Below are 18,575 nucleotides of genomic sequence, written 5' to 3'. Positions count from 1 at the left end.
CGTGGCTCCCTACGAAGGTCAGGACTGGCCGTGAAGGCCGCGCAACGAAGCCAAGTAAAAAAATAGCTCGACCAACCATCCACATCGCGCCCTCGGTATTACGGCAGCATGATGACCACGCAAATCAAGGTTTCCCTGCTGCTCACCGCCGGCATCGCGCTGGTCGGCTGTGACAAATCTTTCGAAGATTACGGTGACCTAGAGTACGTCGAGGACGATTCCATGCAGCTCGCCGACCGCGACGACGACGAGGACGGTGAGTGGCTCGAGGCTTTCCGGGTTCGTCGCGCCCGAGAGACCATCGACAATCACGCTCCCTGTGGCGAGCAGACCCTCCTGACCGTGCACGCGACCTCAGGAGCGACCTACGTGTTTTGCGGGCTCGGAGACGGCATGACTGGGGTGCTCGAGGAATTGCCGGCAGACGGACGCGCCGACAGCCTGATCGACCTCTACGCGACGCCGACCGAGCTCCTGCACGCTGTCACCCCCGAGGACGAAAAGGTGCCCAGTGAGATCGTCACCGCCGTCGAGCGCGGCGAGCTCGATTCGGGGGGTCGCGCCCCGCGGAGGTCTCGAGGTCGGGATCAGTCAGCCGCCGGTGCCTGTGGCCACTGGCTATTGCTCGGACGTGCCCGGCTTCAACAGCAATATGGATGGCTCAACTCCTTCCTGCCCTTCATCGAGGAGTTCGTCGCAGACCAATCCGCCTGCGAGAACCACATCTGGTACACAAACACAAAGCTATCCATGGGGCGCGCACCAGCGGACCGCGAGCTCCTATCAGGTCTACGCCGAGTACGCTCGGCGCCCTGGTCGGGTGCCTGCGCCGCGAAGAGCATGTCTGTCTTGCGATGGCGTCACCTTGTTCGAGGCGCTGAAGAAAGAAGACTCGGACTCGTCGTGGTCCACCTCGCTCAGCTACTGGGTCTCCGAGGATCGGTCGCTACCTGGAAGATGTATGCGAACAGCGCCAAGAGCTGCGCCGGAACCGCCGACAGGGACAACATGCGCTTCACCGGAACAGCGAGCCAGGCGCATACCACTACTACAAAACGATCTTCGTCAAGTGGATGGAAGGCTGCCAGTAGTCTGAGCGACGTCGAGCAACCCGGTCGGAGGCAGGCCCGGACAATCTCGTCCGGGGTCTGCTCTCTCTTACGCAGCCGCGCGCCCCCCGTCGGGCACCTGAAAAAAATCGATCCAGTCGTGATCTGGCGCCTGCCGTCGGAACCACGAGAGCATGATGACCAAGCAACTCGAGCTCTCCATCCTGCTCACGACTGGCGTCGCCCTGATCGGCTGTGATCAGTCCCCCGAGGACTACGAGAACCTCGAAGACCTCGAGGAGCTCGTCGACCTCCAAGATGTCGAGGACGCCTCGCAGCAGCTCGACGAGCGCGTCGAGGACGGAGAAGGGCCGAGGGCTCGCGGATCGTCGCGCCGAGACCATCGACAACCACGCCCCCTGTGGCGAGCAGACCTGCTCACCGTGCATGCGACCGTTCATGGGGCGCTCGGGCGAACTACGTGTTTTGCGGGCTCGGAGACGGCGTGACCGGCGTGCTCGAGGAGCTCCCGCCGACGGCCGCGCCACCAGCCTGCTCGACCTCTACACGTCGCCTACCGAGGGCGCGGTCGAGCATGCCGAGGCCGAGCTCGAGCTTCGTTGATGGGAGAGCTCCTCGGGGACGCCTGCCTTGTCCGGCGCCTTGGGCGCATGCCGATGCAAGCGCCGCCCGCCTCGCTGGCGAGGTGGAGGCTTGCTGCGACCTGGCAATGTCGACGCGGCCCATCGTCCCCGAGTACTGACGCTGTACCGACGGAGTGCTTGCCCTTCTTGGGGAAGCCGGTGTCGTCGATGACGAAGGCGTCGAGGCCCGGGAGCTTTGTCCTCGACGCGCAGGGCGAGTCGGCGAAACAGCTCCCACTCGTCCCAATCAGCGATCGTGATCGCCTGCTGGAGTCGCTGGCGGATGGCTTCGCTGTCACCGGGCGCGGCTGCGAGGCGCTGAGCGATGGGGCACCATGCTCTTGCGCTCGCCATCGAGGAGAAGCCCACGCATGTAGTTGGCGAGGGCCTCGCGCCGCTCGCTGCGACCCATCTGATGAGTGATGTAGCCGAGAAACTCCTCGAGTTCGGCCCCACCCGGGAGATTTGTTCTGGAGTCACCCCCGCAGCAGATCACAGCCGGGGATCGTTGTCGATCCCCATCTGCCAAGTAGTCCTAGACGGCGGGTCAATACGCGGCGCCCGCAGTTTCCGACAAGTCACCCGCCGAGCGAGCTCGAAGCGAAGCCGCGCTCGTCCTCTCGTCCCTGCCGAGGTCCGGGAAGCGTCCCCAGCGCCGCGCCCCATGCATCTGACATGCGCTAAGTACGGCCCGTAATTCATGCGTTGGAGTTCCTACACGCACGCTGCCACTTCGACGTTGCACTTCGGCGACGGTACCACCGCGGACTCGGCTGGCAAGCCGACCACGGGGCGGAGCGCGGACCCGGCCGGCGTGGCCGGGTGCGTCCGCGCTCGGGCTGCTGAACACGCGTGCAATCGCTCTCGGCGAAGCGAAGAGCGCGAGTTAGCATCGGGCGGTGACCGACGCGAGGCGAGCGCTCGAACGACCGGCCGCGGCCGACGTGGGCGCATCGCCCTGCGAAGCGGCGCCGCGCTCCTCGGTCTCGGCCTCGCCTACGCTGTGCTCTGGCGCGCGCCGAAGCGCCAGCCGAGCGCGCTCGCGCCGAGGTCGAGCGCTGCCATCGCTACGCGCGGGACGACATCGCCATCCTCGACGACTGCCGGGCTCGACCCCGCGTCGCCGCCTCGCTTCGCTCGCCGGTGACGCGCAGGTCCGCGCTCGAGTTCATCGCCCGCACGGACTACGCCCGCGACGAATCGCGCTCGAGCATGCCTCGCGCCAGGCGTCGACGCGGCCGCGCGCGATGCCGCGGCCGCGGCGGCTGCTGCTCGACGCGGACGCGCTCGTCGACCTCGGGCTCGACGCGGGCGAGCTCGCTCCCGATCTCGTCCACGCCGGCGCTCCGGTGCAGCCGCCGACGGACTGGGGCCGGACGCCGGACGGCCGACGAGCCACCCGGAGCTCGTCGCTCGCGCGACGCTGGGCCGCGGGCAGCTCGAGCGACTCGGGATCTGTGGCGCGCGTCCCCGACCGCGCCGACGAGCTGGCCCGCGGCGCTCGAGCGCGGGGCGTGGCTGTGCCTGCTCGACGAGGTGGCAGCTCGGCGAGGCCGCCCTGCGCGAGGCCGCCGACGCGCTCGGGCAGCGAGGCCAGGACGACGCCAACCTCGACGCGATCCGCGTCGCGCTCGCCGCATGCACGGGCGCCGCCATCGACCCCGAGCTCGGACCCCTCGAGGGCCCGGGCTACCGCGGCTGGGTCGCAGCTCGGAGGTCGCGGCGCGGGACGCGACGGCCGAGGCCTGGCTCGGGCGACTCGACGCCGGCGAACGCTCGCCGTGCTGGCGCAGGCGGTCGCTCGAGATCCGACGACGCTCGAAGCGCTCGCGCACGGCCGCGAGCTCTCGCCCTCGCCGAGGTTGTTGCAGGCGGGGCGCGGGGTCATCACGGCTCACGTCCCGCGAACGACGGGCATCGTCTACGACCCTGGGACGATGCTCCGGGCGCAGAAGCCACGATCGCCGCCGACGGGGTCAGCGCGAGCTCGCGCGCGCTCGCGGGCCTGATCGCGGCGGAGGCCGCGGTCGAGCTCATCGCCCGGGGCTCGTCCTCCGAAGCGAGGGCCGCGCTCGCCCTCGCGGGCCGCCACATCGACGCGACCGACGCCTGGGCCTGCACGGCCCGCGCATCCTCGTCGGGGGACGCGCGGGCCGTGCTCGACGAGATCCACGCTCGACTCGCGCAGGGCGACGCGCTGCCCGTCGGCGAGCGCGAGCGGCTCGCCGAGCTCGAGCTGCGCGCGCTCGCGGCGAGCGGCGACTGGCAGCGCGGCCCTCGCTCGAGCCGGACGCTTCCGTAGCGACCTCGAGGGACGCAGCGACCGCCACGCGCTCGCGGTCGCGACCTGGTACCTCGCCCTCGCGCTGCAGCTGCACGAGCCCACGCCGAGCGGCCTCCCGCTGGCGACCGAGGCCGGCGACGGGTGGACCCCGGCGACGCTGGCCTGGCACCTCCGCCTCGCCCCGGGACCTCGAGTTCGCCGAGGCGGAGCGCCCGGCGCTCTCGTCCTTTCCGGTGGCCCCGGACTGTCCCGACCTCGGCGCCGTCTTGCTCGGCCAGGGCGCGTGGCAAGGGGACGCCGAGGTCTGGCTCGACCTCGCGTTCGTTGATCAGCTGTCGAGGCTCGGGCGCGAGGCGATCTGGGCTCGCGCCGAGGCGGCTCGGTGGCGGGGGGATGCCGGATCCGAGGCGCGCTGGCGAGGGCGGCTGGAGAGAGCCTCGCGCTGGCCAAGGACGAAGAACGGGCGATGCTCCTGCATCTCGCGGGGATCTGAGCTGCGATGGGCTCCTCCCCCCTCCATTCGGCGTTGTCGGGCTTCGCTCGCCGTGTCACGGTCGAGGTATGGCCCTGCGTTCTCTCGCACAACTCGTACCTCGGTCGAGCGGTCCACGTCGGCGCCCCTTTGGCGGAACGTCCGTGTCCTTCCCGCATCGCTCACGGATCGAGGCCGGCCTCGGCGAGACTGCCGGGAGACTGGCGTGTCGAAGCTCGAAGCTGCGAAGCCAGAGGGGTTCAGGCGTTCACCGAGGGCACAACCACGACCTTCGCGTCACCCGATCCTCCCTTGACGGTCGCGGCCCACGAGGCTGCCCACCTCATGCAGCACGCCGGCCTGAGCCGAGACGCCGGGCTCGGTCCTGAAGGCCATGCTCACGCTGTCGCCGAACAGATCGGCGCAGGTCGCTCGGCGCGCCCCCTCCTCGACCACAGTTGCGGGCAACCCGGGCCAGCGCGACCCGACCCTACACGGAGTTCACGTCGTTCGACGCCGATACGCTCTGGATCGGGACGAGATCGGGATCCCGGCCACAGGACCGGCGCTCGCTGGGCTCGACTACCCGATCAAGGTGTCCGACACGTCCGAGACCCTGACAAACTCGATCATCTCCGCGAACCGGAGGTCCAAGGTCCTGTTTGCGACCACGGCCATCGTCAAGAGCGCGAAGCGCAAGTTGGCCGCCATCGACAGTGGTATCGAGCTGACGACGAACACGAGCAACGCGCGATCGAGATCGACGGTGAGCGTCTCGTCGAAGTCACGGCTCGGTTCCCGGATAGCAAGAACCCGCAGTGTCTCAGCCGTGACTGCGGCCGGGCGGCGAACACGATCATGGGCCTCAAGGGCAAGCCCGCAGCGCAGGCCGAGTATGGCGATGACCAGGAGAGCGCGGTCTCGGCTCAACCTTCGACGTTCCGGTCCGAGATCCTCGGTTGGATGGGCTCGGACAGGGACGCGTACATGAGCAAGAACGAGGACCAGGCCGACGCCGAGGACGAGAAAGCAGGATCAACCGCTACGCGATGCCAGGCGTGGGTGACGCCTACACCATCGTCGCCAGCTACGACAACCCGACCCGGTGGGGATACCACTTCGCTGGAGTCATCCTCGCCCCGGGCCACGATCGAGTCACGGCCGAGAACGAGGCCGTCGGCGAGAACGTCGAGGAGAACCTCAACTGGAAATTCGAGACCTTCGGCCCCCCGACCAAGCGCGGACAGAGCTTTCACGACCAAGAGTCCAAGCAGTGGGCGCGGGTCGCGGACCGAGGGGGCGATGACGATCTCGGTCAAGAATCCTCGCTTCTGGAAAAAGCCGGTCCGCGAGATCATGAAGATCTACGACGACAAGCAGCTCAGGGAGCACTGGGGCGGCTGGCGTGGCACGAGCTCGAGCAGCGCTCGATCGAGATCAAGACCGAGTACTTCAAGTTCCATGGCTGGCGAGAGCCCGAGCAAGCCGACGTGACCTTCGAACTCGTCGGGCCCAAGGCCAGGCGTAAGTATGAATCGGGGTGGTGGACCGTGCACCGGGGCGGCTCCGACACCTGGCGCGTCCCCATCAAGCGTCTGATCGGGACTCCCCCGCAGGGCAGCTCCATGAACGTCGAGTTGGCGGAGCGCAAGGGAGAGAGTCTCATCCAATTCACGTGGGACTACTCGGTTCCCCAGGAGCGCTCCCGTTCCCGCCCGTCAAGGCGACCAACGGCTATGCTCGGGTCACCGTTGGTCTGAGCGACCTTCCACCGGAACCGACTGACGGCGATCGAGCCAACGGCGAAGTCGGGCGCCAGTTTGCTTGGACAGTCGTGGCACGAAACCTGGGAGACCCTGCTAAGGTCCCCAATGGGCCCAATCGAGACCGACGAAGCGCAATCTATGAGCCGGAGAAGGGCTTCATGCACATGGGACTATCCACGCGTCACCCACGGCCGAGGAGCTCGTCGAAGTTGCGAGGTGGACCCACGACCGGCTCGCCCGGGTATGCGCGCGACATGGTCGCTCGCTCGACGAGCTCGACGGAAACTCAAGAAGAGCCCGTAAGTCATCGATATCACTCAGCTTTGCAAACTAAGCTTCAACGCGTCTCCACGATGTCGCCATCCCCGGCGCGCAGACCGGGAGCAGGAAGTTCGAGCAGCTTGATCGCTCGCTCCAGCGCAGCAGGGCTCAGATGCATGTAGCGCTGCGTCGTCTGGAGGTTTGCGTGTCCTGCCAGTTCCTGGATCGACCTCGCTGGAGCCCCGCATGGCGAGGTGCGAGCAGAAGGTAGACGCCAGTCAGCATCACCACGACGGCGACCAGGCGCGGCCCGAACGACGACGCGGGGATCTTCGCTTCGCGGCACGACACGCGAGTCCGGCCGCCGCAGCGGCTGCACGCCACTTCGTGCCGACGGAACTCGGTGACGTGGGGGCCGCTCGGCTCGAGCTCGAGCAGCTGATGGACGGCGCGGCTCGTCGTCGACGAGCTGCGGCAGCGTCACACCGCAGTCCAGACAGACCTCGGGGAACAGGTCGATGACCTCGTCGACGCGCTCGGGCGGCAGCAGCTCCCGGTGCGCGCCGCGGGGCCCTTCTGACCGCCGCGCTTGCGCTTGCCCTTCGACTTGGGCTTGCGCTCGTTCTTGCCGGCCGGGGCCGTCGCTCGACGGGGGCAGGTGCGAGTTGCTCGAGTTTTGGCCGAGCTTCTCGAGCAGCTGCTCGATCTTGGCTTCGAGCTTTGGCGCCTTCGTCCTCGAGCTTGGCGACCTTGTCCGAGTTCGCGACCGGGGACCTCGCCCTCGAGCTCGGCGATCCGGGCGTCCTTCTCGGCGAGCTTGGTCTCGAACTCGGCGGCCGGAGCGTTGCGTCCCGGACCTCGGCGTCCGGTAGCTCCGCGTTCTCATCAGCCCCCACATGACCGTTTGAATCACGACGTCGTCGCATGTCGATCCTGCGGTCGCGAGATCGGTCACACCGACTTTCTCGGGGTCTGAACGGTTACACTGCAGGTTGCTAACCGGACCGTCGGGGCCCTCGATCTCGTCTTCCTTGCCTTGATGCCGAAAGGCGTTGAGCACAGCTGCCGCACCTGGAGTTCCGCTCGAAGGACACGTGTACGCCAACCGGCACAAGCCGACCACCGTCAAGAACACCAAAGGGCCAGCGCAAGCACCTCGCCAACAGCACCGTCAACAAGCTCCTCGGGCAGGTCAAGACCATGCTCGAGGTCGCCGTCCGCTGGCGGATCATCGAGGCGATGCCCCTCGAGATCGAGATGCTCGAGCTGCCCATGACCGCGGGCGATCAAGCTCCTCGAACTTCCTTCGCCCGACTCGCCGGTCGGGAGTGGAGACATGGTGGAGACGGTCTAGCCGGGCTCCAGAAACTTGTTTGATCTCGATGACTTAGGGGCGTATTCAGGATTCCGTGGTGGAACCCAGCGCGGCTCCTGGCGCCGGGTTTTTCGTCGAGGGCGCGAAGCCAAAACGCCGCTGTACCGGGCGTACTGCAAGTTTTGGCGACAAAGCCCTCGGCGAAAAGAACAAGCGAGGTGTCGTGTTGGTTTCACCACGGGCTCCTACGCGCCCGGCTCCCCGCGCTCGCCTGGGATGGGCGCGATGCGCTCGGCGTGGGCGAGCAGGGCCTGCTTGGTCCGCCGCCACGCCGCCGTCCGGTGAGCGTCGGCGCGAAAGCACAGCAAGATGCGATCGGGGATCTGCGGGAGCTCGGGGTGCATCACCACGAGCTCGCCCTCGTGGCCGTAGTTGGCCACGCGCCGCGGCAGGATCCCCACGCCCAGGCCCGCGAGCACCAGGGTCTTGGCAAGCTCGAGGTCGCCGGTGGTCAGCAGCCGCTCGGGCAGCAGGTCCATCCCGCGCAAGGTGTCGACGATCTGCTGGCACTGGTCCACGCGCCCGGCGTAGATCAACGGCGAGTTGCGGAGCCTGGACTCGATCTCTTCGCGGCTGCCGGGCGCGGCCAGGCCGTCGACGCGGCCGACCAAGGCCACGGCGTCGCGGAAGGCCTCGACCATCACCAGCTCGTCGTGGGGCAGCGGGTTGACGATCAACCCAAAGTGCACGCGGCGATCGATGACCGCCTCGCGCACTCCCGCCGACGTCCCGTTCCACACGCGGATCTCGATGCCGGGGCTGGCTGCCAAGAAGGCGCTCATGAACGCCGGCAAGAAGTAGGCACCCAGCGACTCGTGGCAGCCGATCACGAACTCGCCCGCGTCGCCGCACTCGAGCCCGCGGATCCGCTCCTCCATCTCGTCGACCATCCCGAGGATCTCGCAGGCGGAGGTCGCCAGGGCTCGGCCGGTGGGCGTGACCGTCACGCCGCGCGGGTTTCGGAGCAGGAGCTTGCTCTCGAGGTGCTCCTCGAGGCGTTTGACCGCCGCCGTGAGCGTGGACTGGGCCACGCCGAGCTGCTTCGCCGCTGCGGTCAGGTTGCCGACCTCCGCGATCACGCGGAAGTAGCGCAGATGAACCAGGTCCATGCCTGGCCATCATGCCCCAAGGCGGCGGTCGGTGCGACCGGCACCGACCGCCGCCTGGTGCTCTTTCCCCCCACGTTACGAGAGCTCAGCTCGCCGCAGCGTCACGACTTTCACTGCTGCTGCGGCACGTTGCTCGGACAGAAGTCCTGATCGGAGTCGACCGCGAAGGTCTCGGTGTCGTCGTCGATCGCCTTGACAAAGGCGATCAGATCCGCGAGCTGCTCATCCGTCGGCCCGAACACCTGGTTGCCCGCCCGCAGGTGGGCGGGAAGTCCCCGCTGGGATCGAGCAGCTCCTCGAGGCTCTCGGCCGAGCCGTTGTGCAGGTAGGGAGCGCCCTGGCCCACGCCGAGCAGCGAGGGCACGTTGTAGCCGTCGGCGCCCTGGGCGGTCGCGCCGTTTTGGCGCAGCTCCTCGGCGCCGTGGCTGGCCGGACCGTCGACATCGAAGGTCCCGACAATCCGCGACACGCAGACGTGGCGCGCGGGCGCCCCGTTTTGATCGTTGGCGAGCACGGTCAGCTCGCTGACATCGGTGCTCGTGAGCTGATCCGCGCGCACGTCACCGGTCGAGGACACGCCGGCCTCGAGCAAGGTCAGCGCGCGCTCGTCGAGGTCGCTGCCGTCGTTGGCGTTGAAGGCGGGGTGTAGCTGCGCCGCGAGATCGTCCACAGCGAGCCGCTGTGGCAGTTGTCGCAGCCGCCGTCGTCGAACACCGTGCGGCCCGCGAGGGGATCCCCGTCGAGGCGCGTGGGCGCCTTGGGCGAGCGCAAGCTAGCGATGTAGGTCTCGATCGCGTCCCAGTCGTCGGGCGTGGCCCCGGTCAGCGCCGCGCCGCGGGCCGAGCCGCGGTTGAAGGCGTTGATCGGGTCGGCGACGCCGCCCTCACCGACGATGTCGATGCGGACCTCGGCGTTCGGCGAGCCGTTGTCGTTGAGCGCGGTGTCGCTGACGATCGCGCCGGTGCCCCCGGCGACTCCGCGAGTGTTGAGCTCGAAGTCATGGATCTCGTCGAAGATCGCGTCCAGTTCAAGATCCGCTGCTCGGTCCCGCCGGCGTTGAAGCTCGCCGAGGTGTCCACGGTCTGGCGCGGGCCCGCGGGGAAGGACCAGGTCACGTTGTCGGTGGTCCCAAAGGGGTGGCAACCAGCGCAGCTCACCCAGCCGTTGGCCGACCACCGACCCAGGCCGGTGTTGAAGAAGCGCTGGCCCTGGAGGGCCTCGATGCCCGCGGCGTCGCTCGGTGAGCTCGCCGAGCTGATGTCGGCGGTCACGGTCTCCTGCTCGGCCAGGTCGATGTGGGAGATGCTGCGCGCGACCTCGTTGGCCGTGTACATGTTGGTGCTCGAGATCGCCACGCCCATGGGCGAGCGGCTCGCGCCCAGGAAGCTGGCCCCGGGAGAGCGAGCCGGCCTTGATCGGGTTGGCCGAGAAGTCCACACGCAGCACGCTGTCGGAGCTCAGCGAGGAGAAGTAGGCGAACTCGGTGTTGTCGGCGAAGGCGATGTCCGTGGGGATCGGGATGAAACGCTTGGGCGCGTCGAGCTCGTCGACCAGGCCGTTGAGGTCGATGGGCTGGGACTCGGGGGTGAGGCTCTCGACGTCCACCCGGTGCACGAGGCCCTGGAGGTTTTGGTGGAAGTCGGTCCCGCCCTCGAAGGAGGCCGGCGAGGCGCCGACGCTGCTCACGTAGAGCGTGCCCTTGTTGATCGCGCACGAGTAGAGCTGGTTGGGGTAGGCCCCCGTCGACTCGAAGCCCGCCGTGCCCGAGCTGGTCAGCGCGGGCAGGCGCAGCTCGCCGAGCTCGCCCTCGCCGGTGATCGTGAACACCCGGCCCTCGCGGGCGTTGTCGGTCGCCTCGCGGCCGCCGGCGGCCACGCCGTAGAAGTCGGTCACGAACACGGTCTCGTCGCCCTCTTCGGCGTCGAGGTCGTTGGTCACGCAGACCGCGTAGGGCGATCCCCCCGTCTCGATCTCCTGGGTGATCTGCATGCTCTCGGTGTCCACCGCGATCACGTAGCCCTCGGCCCACAGCGGGACCCACAAGGTCGTGCCCGCGGCCGAGAGCGCCGCGCGGCCGGGCTCGGCCCCGACCGTGACCTTGTTCTCGAGGGTGGGGCCGGTGTCCAACCCAACGATGCGGGCGACCGTGCCCTCCTCGCGCAGGACCACGAAGATCGCGTCGCTCCGGCGAGAAGGACACCGACTCCGGTCACCGCCGAGCACCAGGCGCGCCTCTCCGTGAGGCCAGGCAGCGAGAAGATCGTCAGCTCGCCGCTCCCAGAGTTGACCACCGCCAGGCGGGTGCCGTCGGGCGAGGCCGCGATGGACCGCCCTTGGTCGCCCCGGGGAAGAACAGCAGCTCTTCTCCGCCGGTCTCGCCAGTGTCGGTTTCACCCGTATCGCCGGTGGTGGTGTCCCCCGTATCGGAGGTCCCGGTGTCGTCGTCCTCGCCGGGCTCGTCGGTCTGACAGGCCGGCAGGAGGGCCGAGAGAAAAAGTATGGGTAAGCTCGTGTCGATCCAGCGACGCATTTCGATGGAGTGTTCAGGGCCGCCGGCGTTGCGACCACTAGACGCCATCAATCGCTCACATCGACGAGACCGATACCGGACCCCGGGCCGCCATCGGTCTCGTCGATGGATCGTCAAAAAAACGCCCTGGAGCGCACACTAGCTGCGGCTCAGGGCGCCTTGGTCGTTTCCGCTCGACTGCCCGAGAGGTGGGGCACGATGCCCCACTCACGCGCACCGGCTACTGAAGAATCCGTCGTCGGGCTCGAGCAGCTCGGGCAAGGCGCTGCGATCTTCGCCCAGGCGCTGGCGCAAGTTGACCTCGATCATCCGTGACAGCGTGGTCAGCGGGAGGTCGTTGGGGTCCTTGCCAAAGGGGTTTTCGATCTCCGTGCCCACGGAGTCGAGGCCATAAAAAGCGTAGGCGACCAGGCCCACGACCACCGGCGTCCACGCGCCGACCTGATCGACGATGCCGAAGGGCAGGCCCACGCAGTAGAGCAGCACGATCCGGTGGATCAGCACGGTGTAGCTGGCGGGGATCGGCGTCGACTTGATGCGCTCGCAGGCGCCCTGGACCGAGGTCATCTCGGTCAGGCTGTCCTCGAGCGCCGGCAGGTGCATGGGGTGGACCCAGCCGCGGTCGTAGAGCCAGCGCAGGCGGTGCGCCCAACCACTGGAGGATCGCCACGGGCGGTTGTACTCGTCGATCAGGCTGGCGCGCAGCTCGTCGGGGATCAGCCCGCGCAGCTCGTCGAGGGAGTCTTCGTCGCGCAGATGGTGGCGAAAGGCGTGGACGTAGGCGATCAGCGCGTGGACCAGCTCGCCGCGCACGGCCTCGACCTGCTCGCGCTCCTCGGCCGCGAGCTCGTGGTCGCCCTGGGCGTCGATCATCCGCGGGCCGATCAGCGTGAGCAGCGGCGCGTGAAGCTGCGCGAGACGTTGACCATGCGCCCCCACAGCTTGGCCCCTCCCAGAACCGGTCGTAGCCGGTGTTGTTGCGGAAACCGAGGAAGATCGACAGCGCCAGGCCGATCAGCGTGAAGGGCAGGTGCGTGAGCTTGGGGTGAAACTCGGGCACGTGCTGGGACGTCCAGGTCACGCGATGGCGACGGCCATCGAGACCGCGACCCGCTTCCAGATCACGGTCAACGTGGTGCCCTTGAACATGAACACCTGGGCGAGCCAGGAGCGCCGGTCGATGATGATCATGGCGCGGACAAGCTACCTCAAAGCGGCGGCCTCAATCCACGAAGCGCCGGGGCACCCGCAGGCCCATGAACCCCAAGAGCGCGAACACGAGCGCCACGAACATGAACATCAGGCGCACGTCGGTGGTCTCGCTGGCCCAGGCGACCGCGCCCAGGGCAAGATCAGCCCGAGGTTGAGGCCGACGACCACCGCGAGAGCGAGGCGCTGCGCGAGCGGCCCTCGCTGGCGAGCACGTGGATGATCAGCCCGAGGCCGAGCAGGAGCAGCAGCACCGCGAAGGGCAGCGCGACGATCGCGAGGCGGGCGAGGCTCTCCATGGCGGTTTTCGGTCGGTCGGGTGATCCCGGGCGCTCGCGGGGCGAGCTGGGCGGGCGAACCCTAACAACCCCACGCGGGGCGAGCCAGCCGAGCTGCCCGAGCTGCCCGAGCTGCCCGAGCTGCCCGAGCTGGGACAGGGGCAGGCCGCCGCGACCGCCCTCGCGCCCCGCTGTCAGCCCTGCTACACCTGCCGCGTGCCGGAATTCGACTTCGATCTCTTCACCATTGGCGCCGGCTCGGGCGGCGTCGCGGCCAGCCGGCGCGCCGGCGAGTACGGGGCCAAGGTTGCGATCTGCGAGGGCTCGCGCGTGGGCGGACCTGCGTCATGCGCGGGCTGCGTGCCCAAGAAGCTGCTCGTCTACGCGGCCAGCTTCGCCGAGCACTTCGCCGACGCGGCCGGCTTCGGCTGGTCCGTGCCCGAGCCCAAGCTCGACTGGCCCAAGCTCATGGCCGCCAAGGAGGCCGAGCTCGACCGCCTCGAGCAGATCTATCGTCGCCTGCTGCGCGACTCCAAGGTCGAGCTGATCGAGGGTCGCGGCAAGCTGATCGACGCCCACACCGTCGAGGTCGGCGACAAGCGCTACACCGCCAAGTACATCCTGATCGCCACCGGCGGCTGGCCCGAGCTCCCCGACATCCCCGGCATCGACCTGGCGATCACCTCCAACGAGGCCCTCGAGCTGCCCGAGCTGCCCAAGCGCGTGACCATCGTCGGCGGCGGCTACATCGGGGTCGAGTTCGCGGGCATCTTCAACGCCGCCGGCGCCAAGGTCACCATGCTCCTGCGCGGCGACAACGTGCTGCGCGGCTTCGACGACGAGATCCGCGAGCGCCTGGCCGAGGAGATGAACGCCCGCGGGGTCGAGATCCTCACCGAGGTCCGGGTCCGCAGCATCGACGAGCGCAGCGACGGCTCGCTGAGCCTGCTCCTCGACCACGACGAGTTCCACGAGACCGACGCGCTGCTCTACGCCACCGGCCGCAAGCCCGCGAGCGCCGGCCTGGGCCTCGAGATGGTCGGCATCGAGACCCGGCGCGACGCGGCCATCGTCGTCGACGAGCGCAACCGGACCGCGGTGCCCAACATCTACGCGATCGGCGACGTCACCCACCGCATCAACCTCACCCCGGTGGCGATCGCGGAGGGCCGCGCCCTGGCCGAGACCTGTTCAACCGCAAGCCGCTGATCACCGAGCGCGACAACATCCCCACCGCCGTGTTCTCGCGCCCCCGCCCGTGGCCACCGTGGGCCTGACCGAGCAGGAGGCCCGCGAGCGCCACGAGTCCGTCGAGGTCTACTGCACGCGCTTTCGGCCGATGAAGGCCACGCTCTCCGGCCGCGCCGAGCGGATCACCTGCAAGCTCGTGGTCGACAAGCCCAGCGGCGTCGTGCTCGGGGCCCACATGGTCGGCGAAGACGCGCCGGAGATCATCCAGGGCCTGGCGATCGCCCTCAAGTGCGGGGCGACCAAGCGCGACTTCGATCGCACCATGGGCATCCACCCCTCGGCGGCCGAGGAGTTCGTGACCATGCGCTTCCCCGTGCCCGACACGGACTGAGCCTGTCCCATCCCGCCCCCTCGTTCGCGGGCTGCGAGGGCGCCGACTCGTCGAGTCTGCGCCCTCGCGTCGCGTCTGGGCGCCTAGGAGCCCGTAGTGAAACCCAGCGCGGCGCCTAGGGGCAGCGCAACCGGCCCGAGACGACGCGCGCCATCGCCCGCTCCAGCCGCGGCCCGAGCTGCGCATCACCTTGGACCTCGACGGCGACCGCGTCGCTCGCTCCAGCCAGAGTCGTCCAACGCATCGCTGGCGGACTCGAGGCGCGCGGCGACCTCCTCGCAGCTCGGCGCTTGCTTGGCGGCTTCGGCTTCGCCTTCGCCTTCATAGGCGCTGGCGACAGCCTCTGCGGCCTCCACCCAGGCCCGCGCTTCGGCGCTCGGACCCGCGGGCGCCGAGCCCTGCTCCTGCGCCTCCTGCTCGCCCGCGTCTGCTTCGGCCGCTCCCGACGAGTCCGCTCCCGGCTCGGCCGTCGCCCCTGCGCTCGCCGGAGCCGGCCGCGGACGCGTCGTCTCCCCCTCCGCCCCCTGCTCGTGCGAGCGGGTCATGCAGCCGAGGCCGCAGCCGAGCACAGCACCGTGACACCCAAAAAGACCCTCACTCCTCGACCTCCATGCATTCTTCCTCCTGCCCTCGTAGGGCTCCTGGCCCGCGGAGCGGATCACGCCGGGCGCTGGACAGCGCGGGTGGTAGCTGGGGTAGGCGCCGATGACCTCGATCTCGATGGCGCCGCGCTGCTCGTAGATCGCGTCGAGCCCCGCCCGCGTCCACACCGGCAGGCCGTCCGCGACCGCCTTCTCCTCCCCCGCGGCGTAGGCCTTGCGGTACTTCCCAGCCGCCGCCGCAGCGCCGCGAAGTACTTGTCGAGGGGCAGATAGCAGCCCTCTCGCAGCTTGGGCTTGGGCCCGTAGCGCTCGCTGATGAAGCGCTGCTCGAGGGCCTCGCGCCACGGCGAGAACTTGGCCCGCAGCGGGTGGCGAAGCTCGCGGCGCGCTCGTAGGCGCTGTGGGCAGGCGTCGCTCGCCGCGCAGCGCGAGCGCGTTGGCGAGGGCGTAGTGAATGTGGGAGATGCTCTCTGCCCCGTAGACGGCGATCATCGCGACGAGCGCGTCGATCACCGAGTCGTCGATCGGGCCGGCGGCCTCGTAGGCCGCCACGCTGCCCTCGTAGCGCTGCTCGTCGCTCAGCTCGAGGCCGAGAAAGTCTCGCTCACCGACGTCCTCGCCCGCCTCGAGGCTCGCTAGAAATTCGACGAGCTGTCGGGGATCCGCTCGCGCCCAAAGTGGGCCTGCGGCTCGAGCTCGAGGGCGCGGTCGATGTGCTCGAGCGCGCGCGCGTACTCCCCCGTTGAAGGTGTAGAGCGTCCCGAGGTTGGCGTGGGTCGCGTAGCCGTCCGGGTCGATCGCGGCTCGCCGCTCGAGCACCTCGCGGGCTTCGTCGAGGCGGCCGAGGTGGATCAACGCGACGGCCTTCATGTCGAAGCCCCGACACTTGGGCGCGACGGCCAGGCCGGGCGTCCGCGGCCTCGATGCGCTTTTCGTAGTAGGCGTCCGTGTGCTTGATGTAAGCCCCGACGAGCGCATCGACCACGCAGGGCAGCGCCTCGGCCTCGGCCGCGTAGGTCTCCTGATCCCACAGGCAGGCCGCGGCCTTCGCCGCGCGAGAGCAGCACCAGCGCGACGCATGCCGCGAGCGAGAGCCGGCCGACGCGAGCGAGCATGAGCCGACAGTAGCAGCCTCGCCCGCGCCGCGGGCACGAGTATCTTCCCTCAGTCTGGACCCAGTGCGGCCCCGATACGGCCCGCGTGCGCTTCGAAACCGAGTCGTGACCTCGCCTCAATCGAACGCGCCCTGGCTCTGCAGCTCCCGCATCAGGCTCGCAAAGTCCTCGAGTGTCATCACCTCGGGATGGCGCAGGTAGTAGTCCGTGGCCCAGCTGCGCGCCAGCTCCGGCGCTGGCGTCGCGCTGCGCCTGCGAGAGCCGCCCGTCGGGGCACCACGGCCACAGCGCGTAGAGCCGGTCGAGGTCGAAGGGCTCCTTGCCCTTGGCCAGCGCCTCCGCCCGGGCGCGCTCGAGGGCCTGGTCCTCCTCGCTACGGCCGCGGCCAGGACCGCCGAAAGCCACTCATCGTCGCTGCTCACCGCTGCTAGTCTACCGCGTGATCAGCCGCGCCCTCCTCCTGAGCTTCGCGCTAGCCGGCCCGGGGTCGAGCGCCGCGCCCTCCCAGGCCGCGAGCCTGGGCATCGACGGCGCGCAGCTGCGCCAGCACATGGAGCGCCTCGCGTCCGACGACTACGCCCTGCCCTTCAACGTCACCGGCCCGCTCGAGCGCGGCGAAGACCTGCTCGTGTTCGAGACCCCGAGGGCGAGCGCGCCCTCGAGCGCCAGGCCTACGCACTCGATGGTCAACGTCGACATGGTCGGCCGACTCGACTACCACATGGCCAGCGACGAGCTCGAGACGATCAATTTCCGGGCATGGAAGCCATCGCGGACGCCGTCGCGCGCCTGGTCTTGGCCCTCGCCGAGGGCGCCGAGCTCGGGGCGCCCATCCCTGGGGCCGGCAGCTCGCTCCCTGCCATCGCGGCGGCCGCCAACCCGACAGCACGCGCAGCGACGGCCTGCTCTCGCCGGTCTCGGTCGCCAGGCTGGGGTCCCGGCGAGCCCGTGGCCTGGTGAGCTGCTATCGTCTCCAGCGCCCGCCATGGTCGAGCTCAGGCCGCAAAACCCCACGCTGACCGGCGCCCTCCCCCGCGACCGCCCGAGCGCGGCTCGCCCCACCGGGTCTACGTGGCGCTGACCAACCACTGCAACCGCGCCTGCCCGTGGTGCAGCACCCACTCCTCTCCGGCCGGGCGCAGCTTCCTCGATCTCGCCGCCTTTCGGGCCTGCCTGCCCGCCGAGGCCCCTTCGAGGTCCAGCTCGAGGGCGGCGAGCCGACCATCCACCCCGAGTTCTGGGCGATGGTCGAGCTCGCCCGCGCCCACCCACGCTGCGCCAAGCTGGTCGTCGTGACCAACGGCGTGGTGCTCCCGCGCTCGCGCCCCGCCCTCGACGACTGGCTCGCCAAGCTGGGCGAGCCGCGACCCTCAAGCTCTCGGTCAATCACACCCTGCTCGCCCGCGACCGCGACCTGCTCGCCCTCGCGACCACGCTGCGCGAGGCCCTGGCCATCCTCGGCGGCGCGCGCGAGCTCGTGCTCAACGTCCGCCTGCGCCCCGACGCCCCCGGGCGCGACGCCTGGGTCGTCGACGCCGTGCGCGAGGCCGGCCTGCTCGCGCTCGCCAACGTGTTTCACCTCCAGGCCTACGGCATGGCCGACGACCGCGACTGGGAGCGCCCCTTCGTGGTCGGCAGCAATTTTTCGCTCATCAACCCCGACGGCCGCAGCTGCGGCACCGACCTCAATCGCACGCTCCGCGGCCATGCGAGTGCTGCCATGACTGCCAGCTTCGACCCCAGCTGGCGGCGGCAAAAGAGCGCGGCCTTCGACCTTAGCGCCAACAGCACGGCGCGCGGGACCATGCGCGTGAACCTGTGGGGCCAGCCCACGCAGATCTACGCCAACGCCAACTTTTCAATCTAAGCGCCCAGACTGCAACGCCCGCTGCCGCTTTTGCGTGGAGGAGCTGCGCCCGGCCTCGCGCGGCCGCGCCCTCGAGCAACAGCGCAGCGTCGAGCCGACGGACGAGCGCTACTTCGCGGCCCTCGACGCCTCGCTCGCGGCCCTGCGCCCGCTCGCCCCGACGATCTCCGATCACCGGCGGCGAGCCCAGCAAGGACCCCCGACTCCCGCGGATCCTCGAGCACGCCGCCGCTTCCCCAGCAAGCGACGCTCGCTGACCACCAACGCCTCGGGCCTGCTCGACCATCGCGCCGGCGCGCGGATCATCGACCACGTCGTCGCCGGCGGCGTCGAGCACCTCAACATCAGCCGCGCCCACCCCAGCCACGAGCGCAACGCCTCGCTGATGGTCTTTCGAGACGGCCTGAGCGTGGCCCAGCTGCGCGAGGTCGT

The 18,575-nt window shown here is 69.4% G+C and carries 23 protein-coding genes and 4 pseudogenes; 10 read left to right on the top strand and 17 right to left on the bottom strand.

What is annotated here, in order from left to right:
- Positions 1-111: 111 nt before the first annotated feature.
- Both G6O69_RS38890 and G6O69_RS38885 read left to right on the top strand, forming a co-directional pair.
- Positions 112-1,308 (top strand): hypothetical protein, encoded by a 1,197-nt coding sequence (locus G6O69_RS38890; RefSeq protein WP_217910186.1) that lies wholly within the window; start codon positions 112-114, stop codon positions 1,306-1,308.
- Positions 1,244-1,558: a hypothetical protein gene (locus G6O69_RS38885; protein ID WP_176397444.1), complete on the top strand. Its 315-nt coding sequence runs from the start codon at positions 1,244-1,246 to the stop codon at positions 1,556-1,558. Before G6O69_RS38890 ends, G6O69_RS38885 begins: the two co-directional genes overlap by 65 nt.
- A 65-nt stretch (positions 1,559-1,623) precedes the next feature.
- Here the strand turns inward: G6O69_RS38885 and G6O69_RS38880 are convergent.
- A pseudogene (locus G6O69_RS38880) lies at positions 1,624-1,869 on the bottom strand (transposase); the annotation flags it as partial.
- Positions 1,870-2,432: 563 nt separating this feature from the next.
- Here G6O69_RS38880 and G6O69_RS38875 point away from each other — a divergent pair.
- The gene (locus tag G6O69_RS38875; protein ID WP_217910185.1) at positions 2,433-2,840 is read left to right on the top strand and encodes a hypothetical protein; all 408 of its coding nucleotides are present in this window, start codon (positions 2,433-2,435) and stop codon (positions 2,838-2,840) included.
- Between the two features lie 21 nt (positions 2,841-2,861).
- Here the strand turns inward: G6O69_RS38875 and G6O69_RS38870 are convergent, their stop codons facing one another.
- The 5 genes from G6O69_RS38870 to G6O69_RS38850 all read right to left on the bottom strand — a co-directional run bounded on the left by G6O69_RS38870 (position 2,862) and on the right by G6O69_RS38850 (position 5,379).
- Positions 2,862-3,581, bottom strand: a complete 720-nt coding sequence (locus G6O69_RS38870; protein ID WP_176397441.1) for a hypothetical protein — start codon at positions 3,579-3,581, stop codon at positions 2,862-2,864.
- A gap of 33 nt (positions 3,582-3,614) precedes the next feature.
- A complete protein-coding gene (locus G6O69_RS38865; protein ID WP_176397440.1) occupies positions 3,615-4,079 on the bottom strand; it encodes a hypothetical protein in 465 nt (154 codons plus the stop codon).
- 226 nt (positions 4,080-4,305) lie between these two features.
- On the bottom strand, positions 4,306-4,455 hold the full coding sequence (locus G6O69_RS38860) for a hypothetical protein (protein WP_176397439.1): 150 nt from the start codon (positions 4,453-4,455) through the stop codon (positions 4,306-4,308).
- A gap of 291 nt (positions 4,456-4,746) precedes the next feature.
- Positions 4,747-4,917, bottom strand: coding sequence for a hypothetical protein (locus G6O69_RS38855; RefSeq protein WP_176397204.1), 171 nt, complete (start codon positions 4,915-4,917; stop codon positions 4,747-4,749).
- 114 nt (positions 4,918-5,031) lie between these two features.
- Positions 5,032-5,379 carry a hypothetical protein gene (locus tag G6O69_RS38850; RefSeq protein WP_176397438.1) on the bottom strand — a complete coding sequence of 116 codons (348 nt, stop codon included), beginning with the start codon at positions 5,377-5,379 and terminating at the stop codon, positions 5,032-5,034.
- 128 nt (positions 5,380-5,507) lie between these two features.
- Between G6O69_RS38850 and G6O69_RS38845 the strand changes: the two genes are divergently transcribed.
- The 3 genes from G6O69_RS38845 to G6O69_RS38830 all read left to right on the top strand — a co-directional run bounded on the left by G6O69_RS38845 (position 5,508) and on the right by G6O69_RS38830 (position 7,853).
- Entirely contained in the window at positions 5,508-6,209 is a 702-nt protein-coding gene (locus G6O69_RS38845; RefSeq protein ID WP_176397437.1) for a hypothetical protein, read from the top strand.
- 987 nt (positions 6,210-7,196) lie between these two features.
- Complete coding sequence (locus tag G6O69_RS38835) at positions 7,197-7,376, top strand: hypothetical protein (RefSeq protein WP_176397436.1); 180 nt, start codon at positions 7,197-7,199, stop codon at positions 7,374-7,376.
- 300 nt (positions 7,377-7,676) lie between these two features.
- On the top strand, positions 7,677-7,853 hold the full coding sequence (locus G6O69_RS38830) for a hypothetical protein (protein WP_176397205.1): 177 nt from the start codon (positions 7,677-7,679) through the stop codon (positions 7,851-7,853).
- Between the two features lie 183 nt (positions 7,854-8,036).
- Here the strand turns inward: G6O69_RS38830 and G6O69_RS38825 are convergent, their stop codons facing one another.
- From G6O69_RS38825 to G6O69_RS38800, 8 genes and pseudogenes are all read right to left on the bottom strand, one after another.
- Positions 8,037-8,960: a LysR family transcriptional regulator gene (locus G6O69_RS38825; RefSeq protein WP_172307848.1), complete on the bottom strand. Its 924-nt coding sequence runs from the start codon at positions 8,958-8,960 to the stop codon at positions 8,037-8,039.
- Positions 8,961-9,070: 110 nt separating this feature from the next.
- Positions 9,071-9,202, bottom strand: coding sequence for a hypothetical protein (locus G6O69_RS41325; RefSeq protein ID WP_255216848.1), 132 nt, complete (start codon positions 9,200-9,202; stop codon positions 9,071-9,073).
- On the bottom strand, positions 9,166-9,630 hold the full coding sequence (locus G6O69_RS38820; protein WP_176397435.1) for a hypothetical protein: 465 nt from the start codon (positions 9,628-9,630) through the stop codon (positions 9,166-9,168). The genes G6O69_RS41325 and G6O69_RS38820 overlap by 37 nt, the downstream gene beginning before the upstream one ends.
- The gene (locus G6O69_RS38815; protein WP_176397434.1) at positions 9,555-11,183 is read right to left on the bottom strand and encodes a hypothetical protein; all 1,629 of its coding nucleotides are present in this window, start codon (positions 11,181-11,183) and stop codon (positions 9,555-9,557) included. Before G6O69_RS38815 ends, G6O69_RS38820 begins: the two co-directional genes overlap by 76 nt.
- Positions 11,184-11,223: 40 nt before the next feature.
- Positions 11,224-11,490: a hypothetical protein gene (locus G6O69_RS38810; RefSeq protein ID WP_217910184.1), complete on the bottom strand. Its 267-nt coding sequence runs from the start codon at positions 11,488-11,490 to the stop codon at positions 11,224-11,226.
- Positions 11,491-11,697: 207 nt separating this feature from the next.
- Positions 11,698-12,429 carry a bestrophin family ion channel gene (locus tag G6O69_RS38805; protein WP_217910183.1) on the bottom strand — a complete coding sequence of 244 codons (732 nt, stop codon included), beginning with the start codon at positions 12,427-12,429 and terminating at the stop codon, positions 11,698-11,700.
- A gap of 4 nt (positions 12,430-12,433) precedes the next feature.
- Positions 12,434-12,550, bottom strand: a pseudogene (locus G6O69_RS42690) (bestrophin family ion channel); the annotation flags it as partial.
- 292 nt (positions 12,551-12,842) lie between these two features.
- Complete coding sequence (locus tag G6O69_RS38800) at positions 12,843-12,998, bottom strand: hypothetical protein (protein ID WP_176397432.1); 156 nt, start codon at positions 12,996-12,998, stop codon at positions 12,843-12,845.
- 195 nt (positions 12,999-13,193) lie between these two features.
- Between G6O69_RS38800 and gor the strand changes: the two are divergent.
- Positions 13,194-14,559 (top strand): annotated as a pseudogene (gene gor / locus G6O69_RS38795) (glutathione-disulfide reductase).
- Between the two features lie 185 nt (positions 14,560-14,744).
- Here the strand turns inward: gor and G6O69_RS38790 are convergent.
- Positions 14,745-16,031, bottom strand: a complete 1,287-nt coding sequence (locus tag G6O69_RS38790) for a hypothetical protein (RefSeq protein ID WP_176397431.1) — start codon at positions 16,029-16,031, stop codon at positions 14,745-14,747.
- A gap of 361 nt (positions 16,032-16,392) precedes the next feature.
- Positions 16,393-16,698, bottom strand: coding sequence for a hypothetical protein (locus tag G6O69_RS38785; RefSeq protein ID WP_176397430.1), 306 nt, complete (start codon positions 16,696-16,698; stop codon positions 16,393-16,395).
- 17 nt (positions 16,699-16,715) lie between these two features.
- Here G6O69_RS38785 and G6O69_RS41320 point away from each other — a divergent pair, with 17 nt between their 5' ends.
- Complete coding sequence (locus G6O69_RS41320; RefSeq protein WP_255216871.1) at positions 16,716-17,357, top strand: hypothetical protein; 642 nt, start codon at positions 16,716-16,718, stop codon at positions 17,355-17,357.
- Here G6O69_RS41320 and G6O69_RS41315 read toward each other — a convergent pair.
- Entirely contained in the window at positions 17,344-17,505 is a 162-nt protein-coding gene (locus G6O69_RS41315) for a hypothetical protein (RefSeq protein ID WP_255216870.1), read from the bottom strand. The two genes, G6O69_RS41320 and G6O69_RS41315, sit on opposite strands and share 14 nt — an antisense overlap.
- Before the next feature lie 248 nt (positions 17,506-17,753).
- Between G6O69_RS41315 and G6O69_RS41310 the strand changes: the two genes are divergently transcribed.
- Together G6O69_RS41310 and G6O69_RS38770 are read left to right on the top strand one after the other, a co-directional pair.
- Positions 17,754-18,143 carry a hypothetical protein gene (locus tag G6O69_RS41310; RefSeq protein ID WP_255216869.1) on the top strand — a complete coding sequence of 130 codons (390 nt, stop codon included), beginning with the start codon at positions 17,754-17,756 and terminating at the stop codon, positions 18,141-18,143.
- A gap of 34 nt (positions 18,144-18,177) precedes the next feature.
- Positions 18,178-18,575: pseudogene (locus G6O69_RS38770) on the top strand (radical SAM protein); the annotation flags it as partial.

Source organism: Pseudenhygromyxa sp. WMMC2535, assembly GCF_011083025.2.
The sequence above is the reverse complement of the archived record's forward strand: the minus strand, read 5'-3'. Positions and strand labels throughout refer to the sequence as shown.